Below are 15,783 nucleotides of genomic sequence, written 5' to 3'. Positions count from 1 at the left end.
GCGGTGGCCGATTCACGGCACCGGCCGGGGCTCCGGGATCGGCCCGCCGGCGCAGCTGCCGGTTGCCGGTTCCCCGGTCTCGAAGAACCGGACCACCTTGCTCGCGCACGGAAGCGTGGACAGCGAGCCGTGCACGTCGTCCTGCACGGTCAGCAATGCACCGCCGATGCGCTGCTGCATCTCCTGCGCTGCCCCGTACGGGGTCACCGCTTCGTACTGGTGCCCGATGAGCTGCAGCCGGCTGCGGCCGGGCCGGTAGTCGACGTTCTTCCCGGCGTAGGGCCAGTCCACGCAGCTGCCCGCGTAGGTCGGTTCGTCCAATGTGGACAGCGGGTACCGTGCCTGCAGCGCGCTGAAATCGCGCCACATCTGCGCCAGATCACGGGTACCGGTGGCGTCGGCACAGTTGACCGCGTGCTGGACGAACCGGTTTATCCCGTACGGGCGCGGTTCGTCCCAGCCGAAGCCGGCCGCGGCGGAACTCGCGCCGTGCGGGTCCGGCGGCGGATTCTTGCCCTCCCGCACTGCCGCGAGCGCCGAAGCGGCGTAACCCCAGTCCGGTGAGAGGCTGCCGATCTGGTTCACCGTCCAGGCCCCGTTCAGCTCGTACTTCCGTCCGTCCTGGTCGACCTGACGCGGATGGGCCTCGAGTTCGTCGCGCAGCGCGACCACAGTGGACACCACCTGATCCGCGGTGCTGCCGAGGTGCAGCACCGCGTCGCGGTCGGCCAGCCAGCCTGCGAACCGGTGCAGGTTCGCGTCGCGCGCCTTCGTCTCCGCCGCCTCGAACCGGTCGAGGTCAAGGGCAGGGGGCAGCACCGAGTCGATCGCCATCCGGCCCACGTGCTCGTCGAACAGGCTGCGGTAGGCGGCACCCAGCGCGGTGCCCCAGGAGATGCCGAAGTAGTCGATCTGCTGCTCGCCGAGCGCCTGCCGGATCCGGTCGACGTCCCGCGCGATGGTGACCGCGCCGAGGCTGCCTGCGAGGTCCGGGGCCTTCGCCGCACAGCCAGCGTACTTGTCCGCCCGCCACCGGATCCGGGCGAGCGCCTTGTCCTTTTCGGACTCTCCGGGCTGCGGCTCCGGACCGCCGCCGAGTGCCTGGCAGTCGACCTGCGCGCTGTACCCGGTGCCGCGCGGGTCGAAGCCGATCAAGTCGTAGTACTTGCCCAGTTCACCGAGCCTGCTGGTGCGGATCTGCTCGGGCGTCGCGATCCCGGTGCCGCCGGGACCGCCCGGGTTGAGCACCAGTACCCCGCGCCGGTGCGCCGGGTCGGCCGCCGGGATCCGGTCCACCGCGATCTCCATCGCCGGCCCGTCCGGCCGGGCGTAGTCGACCGGCACCCGCACCGTCGTGCACTCCGCGGCGGTACCGGCGGACTTCGGCCACGACGGCGCCAGCTTCGTGCACGGCGTCCAGGTCTGCGGCGGAGCCGCCGCCTCGGACGGCGCGGCGAGCCCGAGGGCGGCCACCGCCGTGCCCACCACCGCCACCACTTTGCGCAGGGACATTCCACACTCCTCGATGAACCCGATGAAGCCCGACGAGCCCCGGTGCCTGCCGATCGGCAACGGGAAACAGCTTGCGTGCCAACGGGTCCCGGGAACACCCGGGCAGCCGGTCCGGCCCGCACTGCTCATCCGGTCAGTCGAGCGGGCACCGCCCCGGGTTCTCCTCCGAAGGATTTGTGAGCACAGTCACATCCAGCCCGGGTCAGCCACAGGCCCACTCCACCCGGCCCGCACGGAGCGAGCCGCGCTCGTGGAGCGAGCCGCGCTCGTGGGGAGCTGCGGTCATGGGGGCTGCGCCGTCGGGGCCATGCCCGTGGGGGGCGCCGTGCCTGCCGGAGGCGCTGTGCCTGCCGGAGGCGCCATGCCCGTAGGAGGCACCATGCCTGCGGGAGGCGCTGTGCCCGTGGGAGGCGCTGTGCCCACGGCAACGCAGACCGCGCACCGGCGCGTTCGGCACGCCCGTGCCGACCGCACGACGTTGCCAGGAAGGCAATCCTTACCTAATATTCGCGCATGTCCCCATCGTGGAGATCCACCAGGGCCGGGTCCGGCGCCGCCGCTTCGTTCCGGCGGTACCCCGAGGGCGGTCCGGCCGCGAAGAGGATCACCGCGAGCGGGGCCGGTCTCGGCCGCCGTGATTTCCTGCGCGCCGCGACCGCGGTGTCGGCGACGGCCGCACTCGCCGCCTGCGGCAGCCACACGCAGGACTCCGCCGCTGCGGCCGGTCCCGGATTCCCCGTCGACGTACGTGGCGAGCAGGGCACCGCCACCGTTTCCCGGCGTCCGGAACGGCTCGTCTCGGTGGGCCAGTACCGCGACACCGACGCTGCCGCAGCGCTCGGGGTGGTCCCGCTGCTCACCCCGGATCTCGGCAAGTTCCTGCCGGGCGGGCTTTCCCCGTGGCTGCGGGCCCGCGCCGGGAACCACCTGCCCGAGCTGTACGCCGACGCCGAGCTGCCCTTCGAGCGCATCGCGGCGGCCCGTCCCGACCTGATCCTCGGCACCGACCGCCCGAGCCTGGCCCGCGACTACCGCACGCTGAGCGCGATCGCGCCCACGATCTCGCCGGCGGCCGGGTACAACAAGGACACCTGGCAGGTCACCACCCGCCGGATCGGCGCCGCACTCGGCCGCACCGCCGAAGCCGAACGGCTCGTCACCGACGTGCAGAACCGGATCACCGCGGCGAAGAAGGCCAACCCCGGTTTCGCCGGCCGCACGTTCACCATCGGCCCGGTGGTCGCGGACGGCACGGTCACCACGATCAGCAGTGCGCAGGACGCGTCGGCGCTCTTCCTGGCACAGCTGGGGCTCGTACTGTCGCCGAAGGTGACGTCGTTGCCGCAGACCTCGATCCCCGGCCGCTCGCAGATCAGCCCGGAACAGCTGGACCTGCTCGACGCCGACGTGCTCGTGCTGACCTACGCCACGCCGGGAAGCCGCACCCGGCTGGAGGCCGAACCGCTGTTCCAGCGGATCCCGGCCGTCCGGCGCGGGGCGTACGTGCCGCTCGACATGCCGACCGCGATCGCGCTGGCCTTCCCGACCGCGTTGAGCGTGCCCTACGGGCTGCAGGAGTGCGTGCCGAAGATCGCCGCCGCGCTCGCCCGCTGACCCGCTACTGCAGCAACGCCACGCACTCCACGTGGTGGGTCATCGGGAACGCATCGAAGGCCCGCAGATCGGTGAGGGAATAGCCGTGCCCGGCGAAGTACGACAGGTCCCGCGCCAATGCGGCCGGATCGCAGGCCACGTAGACGATCCGGTCCGGCTCACCCTCCGCGATCGCGTCGACCACCGCCCGGCCCGCACCCTTGCGCGGCGGGTCGAGCACGACCACGTCCACCGGCTTCGGCGCCTCCGTGAGCAGGTGCTCCACCCGCCCGCCACGCAGGCGCACCTGCGGCAGATCGGCGAGGTTCCGTTGCCCGTCGGCCACCGCTCGCCTGCCGGACTCGACCGCGAACACCTGCCCGCCGGGACCGACCTGATCGGCGAGCACCGACGCGAACAGCCCGACCCCGGCGTAGAGGTCCCAGGCGATCCCGTCCCGCGGCGCGTCGGCCCATTCGGCGGTCAGCTGCGCGAGCGTGTCCGCGGCGAGCGGATGCACCTGCCAGAAGCCGTGCGCGTCCAGCCGCCATTCGCGGTCCGCCGCATGCTGCACGGCGAGCCCGCCGGAGAGCTGGCGGCCCTTGGTGCGCCCGTGCACCGTGCTGAGCTCCCGCAGGTGGACGTGGCCGTCGCCGTCGCTGGTCGCTTCCAGTTCGGTGCCGGGCCGCCAGCGCTTGCCCAGCGCGGTGTCCAGTGCACCCGGCACCGCGATCGGGCAGTCGTCGATCGGCACCACGCGATGGCTGTGGTGCGCGCGCAGCCCGGCCCGGCCGTCGCGGCCGGCGATCAGCCGTACCCGGCTGCGCCAGCCCAGCGGACCGCCCTCGAGCGGTTCCACCACCACCTCGCGGGAGATCCCGGCGAGGCGCTCGAGCTGTTCGGCCACCACCGCCGCCTTCAGCTCGCGCTGGTACCCGGGTTCGGCGTGCTGCCAGTCGCAGCCCCCGCAGCCGCCCGGCGCGGCCAGCGGGCACGGCGGGGTGACCCGGTGCCCGGAAGCGGTGAGCACCTCGACCGCGTCGGCCCGGCAGAACCCGCCGCCGTTGTCCTCGGTCACCTGCGCCCGCACGCGTTCGCCGGGCAGCCCGTGCCGGACGAACACCACCCGTCCGTCCATTCTGGACACACAGTGCCCGCCGTGCGCCACCGGGCCGATCTCGAGCTCCAGTGTGCGGCCCAGCCAGTTTTCGGTCATTCAGCGGATTCCTTGGTGGATTCGGTGGGTTTCGGGCCTTCGGCGGAGCGGCGGGGGCCGGTGAGCCCGAACCCGCGCCGCACGTCACCGGCCGCGGGACGGGAACGAGCCCGCCGCGCGCGGGCGAGCGCCTTCTGCGACGACTCCAGCTGCCAGGGCACGCTGGTCACCATCACCCCCGGCTGGAACAGCAGCCTTCCCTTGAGCCGCAACGCACTCTGGTTGTGCAGCACCTGTTCCCACCAGTGCCCGACCACGTACTCCGGGATGAACACGGTGACCACGTTGCGTGGATTGTCGCCGCGCACCCGCTTCACGTAGTCCAGCACCGGTTTCGTGATTTCCCGGTAGGGCGATTCGACGACCTTGAGCGGCACCTTGAACTTGTGTGCTTCCCATTCCTGGGTGAGCCTGCGGGTCTCCGCATCGTCCACGTTGACCGTGACCGCCTCGAGCACGTCCGGACGCATCGCCTTGGCGTAGGCCAGCGCGCGCAGCGTCGGACGGTGCAGTTTGGACACCAGCACGATCGCGTGGTTGCGCGAGGGCAGCACGGTCGGCGCTTCGCCGAGTTCCTTCAGCTCCTCGGCCACCCGGTCGTAGTGCTTGCGGATCGCGGTCATCAGCGCGAAGATCGCCACCATCGCGGCGATCGCGATCCACGCACCGAGCAGGAACTTGGTGATCAGCACGATCACCAGCACGGTGCCGGTCAGCGTGAGGCCGATCGTGTTCACCGTCTGCGAGCGCCGCATCCGCCGCCGCGCACCCGGATCGGTTTCCCTGGCCAGCAACCGGTGCCAGTGCAGGACCATGCCCGTCTGGCTCACCGTGAACGACACGAACACGCCCACGATGTAGAGCTGGATCAGCCGGGTGACCTCCGCGTCGAACGCGATGATCAGCACCAGCGCGAAAACCGCCAGGAACAGGATGCCGTTGGAGAAGGCCAGCCGGTCGCCGCGGGTGTGCAGCTGCCGCGGCAGATACCGGTCCTGGGCGAGGATCGAGCCGAGCACCGGGAACCCGTTGAACGCCGTGTTGGCCGCCAGCAGCAGGATGACGCCGGTGACGAAGGAGATGTAGTAGAAGCCCGGCGGGAAGCCGGCGAACACCGCGTGCGCGATCTGCGCCACGATGGTCTTCTGCTGGTATCCCGGCGGCGCGCCCTGCAGCTGCTCGGCCGGCCGGTCCGCGAAGTTCACCTTGGTGATCACCGCGAGCGTGATGATGCCGACGAGCATGACCACCGCGAGCACGCCCATCGCCAGCAGCGTGCTGGCCGCGTTCTTCGATTTCGGCTTGCGGAACGCGGGCACGCCGTTGCTGATCGCCTCGACCCCGGTCAGCGCCGCCGCGCCGGAGGAGAACGAACGCAGGATCAGGAAGACGAACGCGAATCCGGTCCAGCTGCCCTCCGAGTGCAGCTGGAAACCCGCGCTCTCCGCGCGGATCTCGGTGCCGGTCGCGGCCTCGATCAGTCCCCACCCCACCATGACCAGGATGCCGAGGATGAACCCGTAGGTGGGGATGGCGAACGCTTTGCCCGATTCGCGAACACCGCGCAGGTTCAGTGCGCTCAGCACCGCGACGATCACCACCGCGGTGAGCACCTTGTGCTCGGCCACCCACGGGATGGCCGAGCCGATGTTGGCCACCCCGGACGACGTGGACACCGCGACGGTCATCACGTAGTCGACCAGCAGTGCACTGGCCACGGTCAGGCCGAATTTGCTGCCGAGGTTGGTGCCCGCGACCTCGTAGTCGCCGCCACCGCTGGGATAGGCGTGCACGTTCTGCCGGTAGGACGCGACGACGACCAGCATGACCACCGCGACCGCAACGCCGATCCACGGCGCGAACGCGTACGCGGAGAGACCGGCGACGCTCAGCGTCAGGAAGATCTCCTCCGGTGCGTAGGCCACGCTGGACAACGCGTCGGAGGCGAAGATCGGCAGCGCGATGCGCTTGGGCAGCAACGTCTGGGCGAGCCGGTCGCTGCGGAACGGACGCCCGAGGACCAGCCGCTTCAGCACGGTCGGGAACTTCGACACCTGCACGAATCTACAGCGGAGCACGGCTCCGTCGCCGGGGGTGGTGGAGGGGAGGACGGTGCGGCCGAACCGGTGGTGGCAAGGTAGGTTCGGCGCTGGTGTCCGAGGGTACTCCCGGACGGGTCATCCCTACCCCCGCTAGGAGGCTGAGCGTGCACGTGGTGATCATGGGGTGCGGCCGGGTCGGCGCATCCCTTGCCGCGGCGCTGGAGCGGCTCGGCCACGAGGTGGCCGTCATCGACAAGAACCAGCAGGCGTTCCGCAGGCTGGGCAGTGACTTCCACGGCCAGCAGGTCGTCGGGGCCGGCTTCGACCGCCGGGTGCTCGTGGAGGCGGGCATCGAACGGGCCGGCGCCTTCGCCGCGGTGTCCAGCGGCGACAACTCGAACATCATCTCCGCACGGGTCGCGCGCGAGAACTTCGGCATCGAGCACGTGGTGGCGCGGATCTACGACCACAAGCGGGCCGCGGTGTACGAGCGGCTCGGCATCCCCACCGTGGCGACCGTGCCGTGGACCACCGACCGGTTCCTGCGCACCCTGTTGCCGGACGGGGTGGCGTCGGCGTGGCGGGACCCGTCCGGCAACGTCGCACTGCTGCAGCTGCCGCTGCACGAGGGCTGGGTCGGGCGCAGCGTGCAGGAGCTGCAGGAGGCCACCCACGCCAGGGTCGCGTTCATCATGCGCTTCGGCACCGGGGTGCTGCCGGAGGCCAAGAGCGTGGTGCAGGCCGACGACGTGGTCTGGGTGGCGGCGCGTTCGGGCACCGTCGGCGATGTGACGAGCGTGGCCGCTCGTGCCCCGGAGGAGGAGAACTGATGCGGGTCGCGATCGCGGGCGCGGGCGCCGTCGGGCAGTCCATCGCCACCGAGCTCATCGACGGGCGGCACCAGGTGATGCTGATCGAGCGCGACGCCGACCAGTTCGAGCCGGAGGCCGTCCCGCAGGCGGACTGGGTGCTCGGCGACGCGTGCGAGGTGTCGATCCTCGAAGAGGCCGGCATCGAACGGTGCGACGTGGTGATCGCGGCCACCGGCGACGACAAGGCCAACCTGGTGGTGTCCCTGCTGGCGAAAACGGAGTTCGCGGTACGCCGGGTGGTCGCGCGGGTGAACAACCCCGCCAACGAATGGCTGTTCACCGATGCCTGGGGCGTGGACGTGGCCGTGTCCACCCCGCGGATGCTCGCCGCGATGGTCGAGGAGGCGGTGAGCGTGGGCGATCTGGTGCGGCTGATGACGTTCCGGCAGAGCCAGGCGAACCTCGTCGAGATCACCCTGCCGGACGAGACCCCGCTGGCGGGCAGGCCGGTGAGCGAGCTGTCGCTGCCCCGCGACGCCGCGCTGGTGACCATCCTGCGTGGTGACCGGGTGATCGTGCCGCAGCCGGAGGACCCGCTGGAGGCAGGCGACGAACTGCTCTTCGTGGCGACCTCGGACGTGGAACCGGAGATCCGCTCCGCACTGGGCTACTGAGGACATCCCGCCCGCCGGAATCGGCCTCCGGCGGGCAGTTCCGGGAACGTCGGCACTCAGGCCTCGGTGGTCGGTGCCTTGGCGTACTTCTGCCGCAGCCGTTCCTCGGCCTCGGCGTCGGTCTCCGGCGCCGGTTCCGCCTCCGCGTGCGCCTTGAGCCGCTTGTCCGAGCGGCGGACCGCCCAGACGACCACGAGCAGGCCCAGCGCGTACAGCGGGTAGCCCATGGCGATCTTGGCGAAGGCGAGCCAGCCGGTGTAATCGCTGTCGTAGAGCCAGCGCTGCACCACGAACCGGGCCGCGAAGACCAGCGCCAGCGCCAGCGTGGCGATGTCGTAGCCGTGGCGCGACGGCTTGTCCTTGTGCCAGGCGGCACCGGTGCCGTTGAGCGCGTTCCACACCACCCCGGCCAGCGGCCAGCGCACCACCACCGACAGCACGAACACACCGCAGTAGACGAGGCTGGCCCAGATGCCGAAGAGGAAGAAACCCTTCGCCGATCCGGTGCGGAACGCGATGAAGGCCGCGATCGCCACCCCGAAGAAGCCGGAGATGGCCGGTTGCAAGGGCTCCTTGCGCACGATCCGGAGCACGGTGATCGCCACCGCGCTGCCGATCGAGCCCCAGATCGCCGCGGTCAGCCCGAAGAACGAGTTCAGCAGCACGAACACGATCACCGGCAGCGCGGAGTAGAACAGGCCGGACAGCCCGCCCATCTGTTCCAGCAGCGTCGGCTGCCGCTCCGGCTCGTCCCCGTGGCCGGGCACGTCCTGGTCGTCGCGGTGGGCGGGTTCAGTCACGAGTGTCGATCACCCTACCGGGCTCTGGAGTTCGTAGTACGGGTTGTAGAGCACCTTCTGCCCATTCCGTTCGGCCATCCGGCCGCGGACCTTGACGGTGCGCCCGGGCTCGATGCCGGGGATCCGGCGCCTGCCCAGCCAGATTAGCGTCACGCCCTGGGTGCCGTCGAACAGCTCGGCCTGAAGGGTGGCCGCACTCTCGGTCGGGCACAGTTCCACGCTGCGCAGTCTGCCGAGCACCGTCACCTCTTCGCCGGACCGGCAGTCACAGGCCCGCTGCGCCCCTTCCGCCCCCGACCGTTCGGACATCTCGTCGGCGTCGAGCTCATCGACGTCGCTGGTCAGCTTGCGAACCAACCGGCTGAAGTAGCCGCCGTCCTTGGCGGGCATGGTGTGCTCCTGTGCTCCGGGGCCTGGTACTTCGTGCGGCCCGTGCGTCTCCAGCGTAGCTGCGGTCCCAGCCAGGGAAACGGGTTTGCGGCAAGATCGCAACGTGACGTCCGCAATCCCCGCCCCGGCCGCCGTGCTGCTGCCCGGTACCGGATCCGACGAGGTGTTCGTCCGGTCCGTGTTCGCGGGCCCGCTGGGCGCGCTCGGGGTGCCGCTGCACACCCCGGCACCGGTACCCGGTGCCGGACTCGCCGAGGGCTTCCTCGACGAGCTGGACCGGCTCGCCCGCCGGCACGGCACGCTGCTGGCCGGCGGGATCTCGTTCGGTGCGCACCTGGCCGCGGAGTGGGCGGCGGCGAATCCCGGCCGTTGCGCGGGCCTGCTGGCCGCTCTCCCGGCCTGGCACGGCGAACCGGGCCAGGCCCCCGCTGCGCAGTCCGCGACGCTCACCGCGGATCTGGTGGCCGCGCACGGCGTCTCCGCCGCGCTGGCACAGGCCGAAGCAGGCAGCCCGCCGTGGCTCGCCGCGGAACTGCGGCGTGCCTGGCCGCGGCACGGATCCGGGCTGGCGGCCGGGCTCCGCGTCGCAGCGAACCGGCCGGCGCCTGCCCTCGAAGCGTTGCGGGGCCTTGACGTGCCTGCCGGGATCGGCGCGTGCACCGACGATCCGATCCACCCGGCGGCCGTGGCCCGCGCGTGGGCGCAAGCCCTGCCCCGCGCGCACTGCGCGGAGACCACCCTGGCGGCACTCGGCGCGGATCCGGAATCCCTCGGCCGCGCCACGGTGCTCGCCTTCCTGCGCGCACGGGCCGGCCGGCCGCGGTGAACCCGGCGGTCAGCCCTGCTGCTCGGCGATGTGCTGGGCGACCGCCTCCGGCAGCGTGATCGGCAGCGGGGTGCGCACCGGCATCGGCGAGTTCCCTCGGTCCACCACGGTGCGGCGCACGATCGCCCGCAGCACCTCCGGGGCCTGCGCGGCCTCCGACTGCGGTCCGGCGATCACGCCACGCAGCATCCAGCGCGGACCGTCGACGCCGACGAACCGCAGCGCCACGTCCCCGACGATGGCCGACAGCTCCATGCCCCACTCACCGCGGCCCACGTTGACCTTCGCACCGTCCGCACGCAGCTGGTCGGCCAGCTCCGTGCTCACTTCGCGCCACAGCCCGCCGGAACGCGGCGCGGCGTACCCGCTCACGGTGACCTGCCCCTGTTCGGTGACGATGTGCACCGCGCGCACGCCGCCCTCGTCCGGGTCCATCTCGACCTGCACCTGCGAACCGTCCGGCACCGGCACCTTCACCGAACCGAGGTCGATCCGCGGGATGCCGTCGTCCTCCGCCTCGGCGGCGTCGAACGGCCCGTCCGAGGTCTCCGACAGCTGGTCCTCGGGTTCGATCCCGTCGCCTGCGTCGTCGACCTCGCCGGCGACGGCGCCGTCCGGTTCGGTCTCCTGGTCCCCGCCCTTGCCGCCGGACCCGCGCCTGCGTCCGAAAATCCCCACTAGCTCTCCGTTCCTTCCCCGGTGTCCCCGCTGGTGCCGGGCGTCTGCCGGACCAGTGTGGCGTGTCCGCCGGTCGAGCCGTAGCCGCCCGCGCCGCGTTCGGTCGCACCGAGTTCGGCGACCTCGACGAACTCCGCCTGCTCCACCCGCTGCACCACCAGCTGCGCGATCCGGTCGCCGCGGGAGAGCACCAGCTTCTCCCGCGGATCGTGGTTGATCAGGCACACCCGGATCTCGCCGCGGTAGCCCGAATCGATCGTGCCGGGCGTGTTCACCACCGACAATCCGGCCCGCGCGGCGAGCCCGGAGCGGGGGTGCACGAACCCGGCGTACCCGGGCGGCAGCGCGATCGCGACCCCGGTGCCGACGACCCCGCGTTCGCCGGGCCCGAGCACGATATCCGAGGTGGTGACGAGGTCGGCCCCGGCGTCACCCGGCCGCGCGTAGCCGGGCGGCGGGACATCCGGGTCGAGCCGTTGGAGGAGTACCTGAACGCTGGACACGGGCGGCGAGACTACCCTGGTCGCGTGGCTGACCGCGTGAACACCGCCGTGCCCGGCACCGTCCGGCACTCCGAACGGCTGTACGTGCCGTGGTGGGGATGGCTCCTGCCGATGCTCGGGGCGATCCTGCTCGGTATCGAGATCCACTTGGGCTACCCGGCGGTGCCGGTGTGGATCCCGCTTCCGGTGGCGGTGGTGGTGATGGCAGCGCTGCTGCTGTCGCTCGGCCGTTCCCGGGTCCGCGTGACCGGTGGCACCGAGCCGGAACTGTGGGCGGGCGAGGCGCACCTGCCGCTGCGCTTCGCAGGCGAGATCGAGATACTGACCGGCGACGACAAGCGCCGGGCCCTCGGCCGCGACGGCGACCCGGCCGCGTTCGTGCTGCACCGCGGCTGGGTGGGCCCGGCCGTGCGGATCCGCCTGACCGATCCGGCCGACCCCACGCCGTACTGGCTCTTCAGCACCCGCAAACCACACCGGGTGGCGGAGCTGCTGCGCGAGAACGCCTGACCGAGCCCGTCCCGCTCGGCGAGGTCCTTCCGGCCCCGGACCCCGCTGCCGAAACAGGCGATCGGCGCCTGCGGAGCAGCCCGCCGCCGGAACGGCCTGCCCGGCACCGGACGGCAGCCGATACCGGAGGAGCTGCCTGGCAGCCGTTCGGCATTCCACCGCCGGAGCTGTCCGGGCCTGATTTCCTGTCCGCGGAGCGTGCGGCGGCCCGCCAGCAGACCGCCGTCGGCCATCGGCCGGGCGCGGTACCGCGAAGTGGCGTGCGGTGCGCCGGGCACCATCGCGTTCACCAGGCACCAACACGTTCGCTGGGCGCCCGCTTCGTTCGCCAGGCACCGCCGCGGTCGCCGAGCACCACCGCGGTCACCGGGTATGACCACGTTCACCAGGCACCGGCATGTTCGCCGGGCACCAGTGCGTTCACCGGGCACCAGTGCGTTCTCCGGCCAGCCTGCTGTGCCGGTGAGCCCCGTACCGCGGCCACCGGCCGTACCCCGCTGACGGCCTCGCCCCGGCCACCGGGTCTGTGCATGCGGAAGGGGGCCGGCCCTGGTGGGCCGGCCCCCTTTACCCAGCTTGTGCGGCGTGCCTCCCGGCTGCCGCGACTGTGGTTCCCCTGATCCCCGTTCCCCGGCTCGCGGCCGTGGAGTCCCTCGAGATGCCCCGCGCGGGGGCGGTCAGGCGCAGTCGCGGCAGATCAGCCGGCCGCCGGAGTCCTCGGCGAGCCTGCTGCGATGGTGCACCAGGAAGCACACCGAACAGGTGAACTCGTCGGCCTGCTTCGGCACGACCTTCACCGTCATGTCCTCGCCCGAGAGCCCGGAGAGGTCCGCGCCGGGGAGTTCGAAGTTCTCCGCGGTCGCGTCCTCGTCGACGTCGACGACGCCGGACTGGTTCTCGTTGCGCCGGGCCTTCAGTTCCTCCAACGAGTCTTCGGCCAGCTCGTCGGCTTCGCTGCGGCGCGGAGCGTCGTAGTCGGTAGCCATGGTGTCCCTCACCCCTGCGAAATCAGCTTGTCGTCCTACCCGGTCCCGGGCGGGGCCCGGATCCGGTCGTGCCGCTGGTCAACGTTCCAGCGCCCCTGTTTGTGCCCGGTACGCGCAGTGACCGAGGTCTCAGCGGTCAGGCCCGCTTCCTGCGGCCGGAGCCCGGGAAGGGTAGCTCACCGTCCGGCGCGCTCCGCACCGAGTCGGGCAATGCCCGCCACACGTCACCCGGCAGGGGGAATGCGCAGGTGAGACGGCTATCCTCCGTTCGGGTTGCCCCGGCGCCGGGCCGGTGACCCGGCGGCCGTGTCTGCTTGCTCCCCCGGAGTCCCGCGTGGTGCGATCGGCCCGTGTCCCGGCCGGGCCGGCGCGGACGCGGGGCTGCCGTGCGGGCCGGATCGCCCCGCACCATCGGGCGACAGGTGTAACGCCTAGGCTCACCGCCTACGACGGTGTCGGTGAGTACACCGTCGGCTACAGCGGGGCCGCGGGACCTCCGCGTTGGGGAAGGGACGGGGCAGTGGCGTCGGGGAACGGCTCGGGCAACCGTAGTGCGCGGCCCTATCGCAAGCACCGGCCGCTGCCCGCGCTCATCGTCATCGGGGTGTTCGCGCTCGGTGCGGTGTTCGTGTGGGTGAACGCGGTGGTCGGCCGCGGCGACGTCGACGAAGCAGTGCAGTGCAGCCCGGCCCCCGCAGCGCCGGCAGGCACCAGCTACACGCAGGTCCCGCACAACGGACTGGACGACCGCTCCCCCATGCCGCCGGACAAGGTCGCGCTGAAGGTGCTCAACGCCAGCAGCACCCGTGGTCAGGGCGGCATCGCCAGCACAGCGCTGCGGGAACTCGGCTTCACCGGCACCGCCGAGCCGGGCAACGACCCCGCCTACCCGAAGGGCGACGCCCGCTGCCGCGGCCAGATCCGCTACGGCGAGAACGGCGCGGCCGCCGCCCGCACGGTGAGCCTGGTCGTGCCGTGCGTGGAACTGGTCCGGGACAACCGCAAGGACGCCAGCGTCGACCTCGTGACCGGCACGCTGTTCACCGACATCCAGCCGCGCGCCGAGGCACTCACCGTGCTCAAACAGCTCACCGACTGGTCACACGCCCACCAGAACGGCGGCGGAAGCGAACAATCCGCGGACGCGAGCGCCCCGGCCATCGACGAAACCCTGCTGGCCGCCGCCCGCGACGTCACCTGCTGACCCGCACCCGGGCTTCCGGCCACACCACAGGGCCTCGCTCCCGGCCGCGCGCCCCACCTGTCCCCCGCCCCCGACAGCGTCACCTGCGCCCCGCCCCGGCAGCACCGCGACCTGCACACCGCGTCGGCCGCCAACCCCTGGACGGCGTCTGCCGACCGTCGGCCGCCGGTCCTTGGCCGCCTTCTGCAACCTCGTCCGCTGACCACCTCTCGGAACCCGGCGGCTCTCCGACCGCCAACCCCGTGCGGCGCGCACGCAGCTACCGGCGACCAGTCACTGCCGCGCCGACGCCTCCTGAGCGGCCCCCAGACCCACCCCCGGATCCGACACCGCCCCTGCGGCGGCCCCGGAGCGGCGCACGCCCGGGTGGCTCAGACCTCGGCCGCGCCTGCGGCTGCCAGCCGTTCGCGCAGTTCCGCTGCGATCGGTGGTGCCGAGGCGAACGTCGCGTCCTCGCCGAGGTCCGGGGCCGAGCCGGGCAGCAGCACCCGCGCGCCTGCTTCCTCGGCCACCAGTGCGCCCGCAGCCCAGTCCCAGCGGTTGAGACCGTGTTCGAAGTACGCGTCGAGCCGGCCCGCGCCCACCGCGCACAGGTCCAGCGACGCCGCGCCGAGCCGGCGGATGTCCCTGACCTCACCGAGCAGGCCGGCCACCAGCCTGCCCTGGCGAAGCCGGCGCTCGCGCAGGTAGGCGAATCCGGTGCCGACGAGCGCGAGGTCCAGCCGCGCCGGTTCGGACACCGACAGGCGCCTGCCGTCGAGCCAGGCGCCCTCGCCGCGGGCCGCGGTCCAGCGGCGGCCGCTGACCGGTTCGATCACCGCACCGGCCACCGACACGCCGTCCACCTGCGCAGCGAGCGACACCGCGAAGCCGGGCAGGCCGTAGAGGAAGTTCACCGTGCCGTCGATCGGATCGACCACCCAGGTGACCCCGCCCTCCGCCGCCTCGCCGCCGGCCTCCTCGCCGAGCACCGGTTCGCCGGGGCGCAGCTGCGCCAGCCGCTGCCGCACCAGCTCCTCGGACTCCCGGTCGGCCGCGGTGACCACATCGGTGTCCGCGGACTTCGTGTCCACCCGCAGGTCCCCGCCGTCGCGCAGCGCGCCCCATGCGGCACGGACCGATTCCGCGGCGTCGGCCGCGACCTGCTCGGCGACCGTCTTCAGCACCAACTCTTCAGCTCCCACGTCCGCCACCTCACCACATCCGGTTAAAGTCTCCGCAGCAGACGTCTGAATCGTGCGAGAAGGGACCACGTCAGTGACGGCGACCCGAGGTTTCGGAATCGATATCGGCGGCAGCGGGATCAAGGGCGCACTGGTCGATTTGGAACAGGGGCAGCTGATCGGCGACCGGCACCGGATCGACACGCCGCAGCCGTCCACGCCCGACGCGGTGGCGGACGTCGTCGCCGAGATCGTCCGTACCGCGGGCTGGGACGGACCGGTCGGCGTGACGCTGCCCTCGGTGGTGAAGAAGGGCGTCGCGCACACCGCGGCCAACATCGACCACAAGTGGATCGGCACGGACGCGGACTCGCTCTTCGCACAACGGCTCGGCGTCGACGTCGACAACGTCGCAATGCTGAACGACGCGGACGCCGCGGGCATGGCCGAGATCCGCTTCGGTGATGCGGACGCGCGCACCGGCGTGACCGCGCTGCTCACCTTCGGCACCGGTATCGGCAGCGCCGTGTTCCACGACGGCAAGCTCGTGCCGAACACCGAGCTCGGTCACCTCGAGGTCGACGGGCACGACGCGGAGAAGCGCGCCGCCGCGTCGGTGAAGGACAACGAGGGCCTGTCCTACCCGCAGTGGGCGAAGCGGGTGCACCGGTACCTGTCGGTACTGGAGAACCTGATCTGGCCGGATCTGTTCATCGTCGGCGGCGGGGTCAGCAAGAAGGCCGAGAAGTGGGTTCCGCTGCTCGACATCCGCACCCCGGTGGTGGTCGCGTCGTTGCAGAACAACGCGGGCATCGTCGGCGCCGCGGCAGCCGCCGCGGAGGGCATCGAGCACTGACCCCGACGGCGGCCGGAC

Annotated in this window: 16 protein-coding genes; 7 read left to right on the top strand and 9 right to left on the bottom strand. The window is 72.0% G+C overall.

Features of this window, described 5'->3' with window-relative positions; translation table 11 throughout:
- Nucleotides 1-12: 12 nt before the first annotated feature.
- Nucleotides 13-1,512 carry an alpha/beta fold hydrolase gene (locus ABD793_RS06435; RefSeq protein ID WP_344856348.1) on the bottom strand — a complete coding sequence of 500 codons (1,500 nt, stop codon included), beginning with the start codon at nt 1,510-1,512 and terminating at the stop codon, nt 13-15.
- A 513-nt stretch (nt 1,513-2,025) separates the two neighbouring features.
- On the opposite strand from ABD793_RS06435, the gene ABD793_RS06430 reads away from it, so the two are divergent.
- Complete coding sequence (locus tag ABD793_RS06430) at nt 2,026-3,126, top strand: ABC transporter substrate-binding protein (protein ID WP_344856346.1); 1,101 nt, start codon at nt 2,026-2,028, stop codon at nt 3,124-3,126.
- Nucleotides 3,127-3,130: 4 nt separating this feature from the next.
- Here the strand turns inward: ABD793_RS06430 and ABD793_RS06425 are convergent, their stop codons facing one another.
- Together ABD793_RS06425 and ABD793_RS06420 are read right to left on the bottom strand one after the other, a co-directional pair.
- The gene (locus ABD793_RS06425) at nt 3,131-4,321 is read right to left on the bottom strand and encodes a class I SAM-dependent RNA methyltransferase (RefSeq protein WP_344856344.1); all 1,191 of its coding nucleotides are present in this window, start codon (nt 4,319-4,321) and stop codon (nt 3,131-3,133) included.
- A complete protein-coding gene (locus tag ABD793_RS06420) occupies nt 4,318-6,375 on the bottom strand; it encodes an APC family permease (protein ID WP_344856342.1) in 2,058 nt (685 codons plus the stop codon). Before ABD793_RS06420 ends, ABD793_RS06425 begins: the two co-directional genes overlap by 4 nt.
- 152 nt (nt 6,376-6,527) lie before the next feature.
- On the opposite strand from ABD793_RS06420, the gene ABD793_RS06415 reads away from it, so the two are divergent.
- Nucleotides 6,528-7,193 carry a potassium channel family protein gene (locus ABD793_RS06415; RefSeq protein WP_344856340.1) on the top strand — a complete coding sequence of 222 codons (666 nt, stop codon included), beginning with the start codon at nt 6,528-6,530 and terminating at the stop codon, nt 7,191-7,193.
- Nucleotides 7,193-7,849, top strand: coding sequence for a potassium channel family protein (locus tag ABD793_RS06410; protein ID WP_344856339.1), 657 nt, complete (start codon nt 7,193-7,195; stop codon nt 7,847-7,849). The genes ABD793_RS06415 and ABD793_RS06410 overlap by 1 nt, the downstream gene beginning before the upstream one ends.
- A 56-nt stretch (nt 7,850-7,905) precedes the next feature.
- Here ABD793_RS06410 and ABD793_RS06405 read toward each other — a convergent pair whose 3' ends face one another.
- Nucleotides 7,906-8,565, bottom strand: a complete 660-nt coding sequence (locus tag ABD793_RS06405) for a DUF3159 domain-containing protein (RefSeq protein ID WP_344856871.1) — start codon at nt 8,563-8,565, stop codon at nt 7,906-7,908.
- Nucleotides 8,566-8,658: 93 nt separating this feature from the next.
- Complete coding sequence (locus ABD793_RS06400; RefSeq protein WP_344856337.1) at nt 8,659-9,039, bottom strand: OB-fold nucleic acid binding domain-containing protein; 381 nt, start codon at nt 9,037-9,039, stop codon at nt 8,659-8,661.
- A 103-nt stretch (nt 9,040-9,142) separates the two neighbouring features.
- On the opposite strand from ABD793_RS06400, the gene ABD793_RS06395 reads away from it, so the two are divergent.
- Nucleotides 9,143-9,865, top strand: a complete 723-nt coding sequence (locus tag ABD793_RS06395) for an alpha/beta hydrolase (protein ID WP_344856334.1) — start codon at nt 9,143-9,145, stop codon at nt 9,863-9,865.
- A 9-nt stretch (nt 9,866-9,874) separates the two neighbouring features.
- On the opposite strand, the gene ABD793_RS06390 is transcribed toward ABD793_RS06395, so the two are convergent.
- The gene (locus ABD793_RS06390; RefSeq protein WP_344856332.1) at nt 9,875-10,543 is read right to left on the bottom strand and encodes a DUF3710 domain-containing protein; all 669 of its coding nucleotides are present in this window, start codon (nt 10,541-10,543) and stop codon (nt 9,875-9,877) included.
- Nucleotides 10,543-11,046 (bottom strand): dUTP diphosphatase, encoded by a 504-nt coding sequence (gene dut, locus ABD793_RS06385; protein ID WP_344856330.1) that lies wholly within the window; start codon nt 11,044-11,046, stop codon nt 10,543-10,545. Before dut ends, ABD793_RS06390 begins: the two co-directional genes overlap by 1 nt.
- A 24-nt stretch (nt 11,047-11,070) precedes the next feature.
- Between dut and ABD793_RS06380 the strand changes: the two genes are divergently transcribed.
- The gene (locus ABD793_RS06380) at nt 11,071-11,556 is read left to right on the top strand and encodes a DUF3093 domain-containing protein (RefSeq protein ID WP_344856328.1); all 486 of its coding nucleotides are present in this window, start codon (nt 11,071-11,073) and stop codon (nt 11,554-11,556) included.
- Nucleotides 11,557-12,233: 677 nt separating this feature from the next.
- On the opposite strand, the gene ABD793_RS06375 is transcribed toward ABD793_RS06380, so the two are convergent.
- Nucleotides 12,234-12,542, bottom strand: a complete 309-nt coding sequence (locus ABD793_RS06375) for a DUF4193 domain-containing protein (protein WP_257922628.1) — start codon at nt 12,540-12,542, stop codon at nt 12,234-12,236.
- A gap of 520 nt (nt 12,543-13,062) precedes the next feature.
- Between ABD793_RS06375 and cei the strand changes: the two genes are divergently transcribed.
- Nucleotides 13,063-13,746 carry an envelope integrity protein Cei gene (gene cei / locus ABD793_RS06370; RefSeq protein ID WP_344856325.1) on the top strand — a complete coding sequence of 228 codons (684 nt, stop codon included), beginning with the start codon at nt 13,063-13,065 and terminating at the stop codon, nt 13,744-13,746.
- Between the two features lie 371 nt (nt 13,747-14,117).
- Here the strand turns inward: cei and ABD793_RS06365 are convergent, their stop codons facing one another.
- Complete coding sequence (locus tag ABD793_RS06365) at nt 14,118-14,939, bottom strand: inositol monophosphatase family protein (RefSeq protein WP_344856324.1); 822 nt, start codon at nt 14,937-14,939, stop codon at nt 14,118-14,120.
- A 64-nt stretch (nt 14,940-15,003) separates the two neighbouring features.
- Between ABD793_RS06365 and ppgK the strand changes: the two genes are divergently transcribed.
- Nucleotides 15,004-15,765 (top strand): polyphosphate--glucose phosphotransferase, encoded by a 762-nt coding sequence (gene ppgK, locus ABD793_RS06360; protein WP_344856323.1) that lies wholly within the window; start codon nt 15,004-15,006, stop codon nt 15,763-15,765.
- Nucleotides 15,766-15,783: the final 18 nt, after the last annotated feature.

Source organism: Amycolatopsis ultiminotia (genome assembly GCF_039536925.1).
GTDB lineage: Bacteria > Actinomycetota > Actinomycetes > Mycobacteriales > Pseudonocardiaceae > Amycolatopsis > Amycolatopsis ultiminotia.
The sequence above is the reverse complement of the archived record's forward strand: the minus strand, read 5'-3'. Positions and strand labels throughout refer to the sequence as shown.

Bases quoted from the DNA above. Each gene is read 5' to 3' on its own strand.
- ABD793_RS06400 (WP_344856337.1), bottom strand. From the start codon at position 9,039: ATGCCCGCCAAGGACGGCGGCTACTTCAGCCGGTTGGTTCGCAAGCTG.
- ABD793_RS06410 (WP_344856339.1), top strand. From the start codon at position 7,193: ATGCGGGTCGCGATCGCGGGCGCGGGCGCCGTCGGGCAGTCCATCGCC.
- ABD793_RS06425 (WP_344856344.1), bottom strand. From the start codon at position 4,321: ATGACCGAAAACTGGCTGGGCCGCACACTGGAGCTCGAGATCGGCCCG.
- ABD793_RS06405 (WP_344856871.1), bottom strand. From the start codon at position 8,565: ATGGGCGGGCTGTCCGGCCTGTTCTACTCCGCGCTGCCGGTGATCGTG.
- ABD793_RS06375 (WP_257922628.1), bottom strand. From the start codon at position 12,542: ATGGCTACCGACTACGACGCTCCGCGCCGCAGCGAAGCCGACGAGCTG.
- ABD793_RS06435 (WP_344856348.1), bottom strand. From the start codon at position 1,512: ATGTCCCTGCGCAAAGTGGTGGCGGTGGTGGGCACGGCGGTGGCCGCC.
- ABD793_RS06430 (WP_344856346.1), top strand. From the start codon at position 2,026: ATGTCCCCATCGTGGAGATCCACCAGGGCCGGGTCCGGCGCCGCCGCT.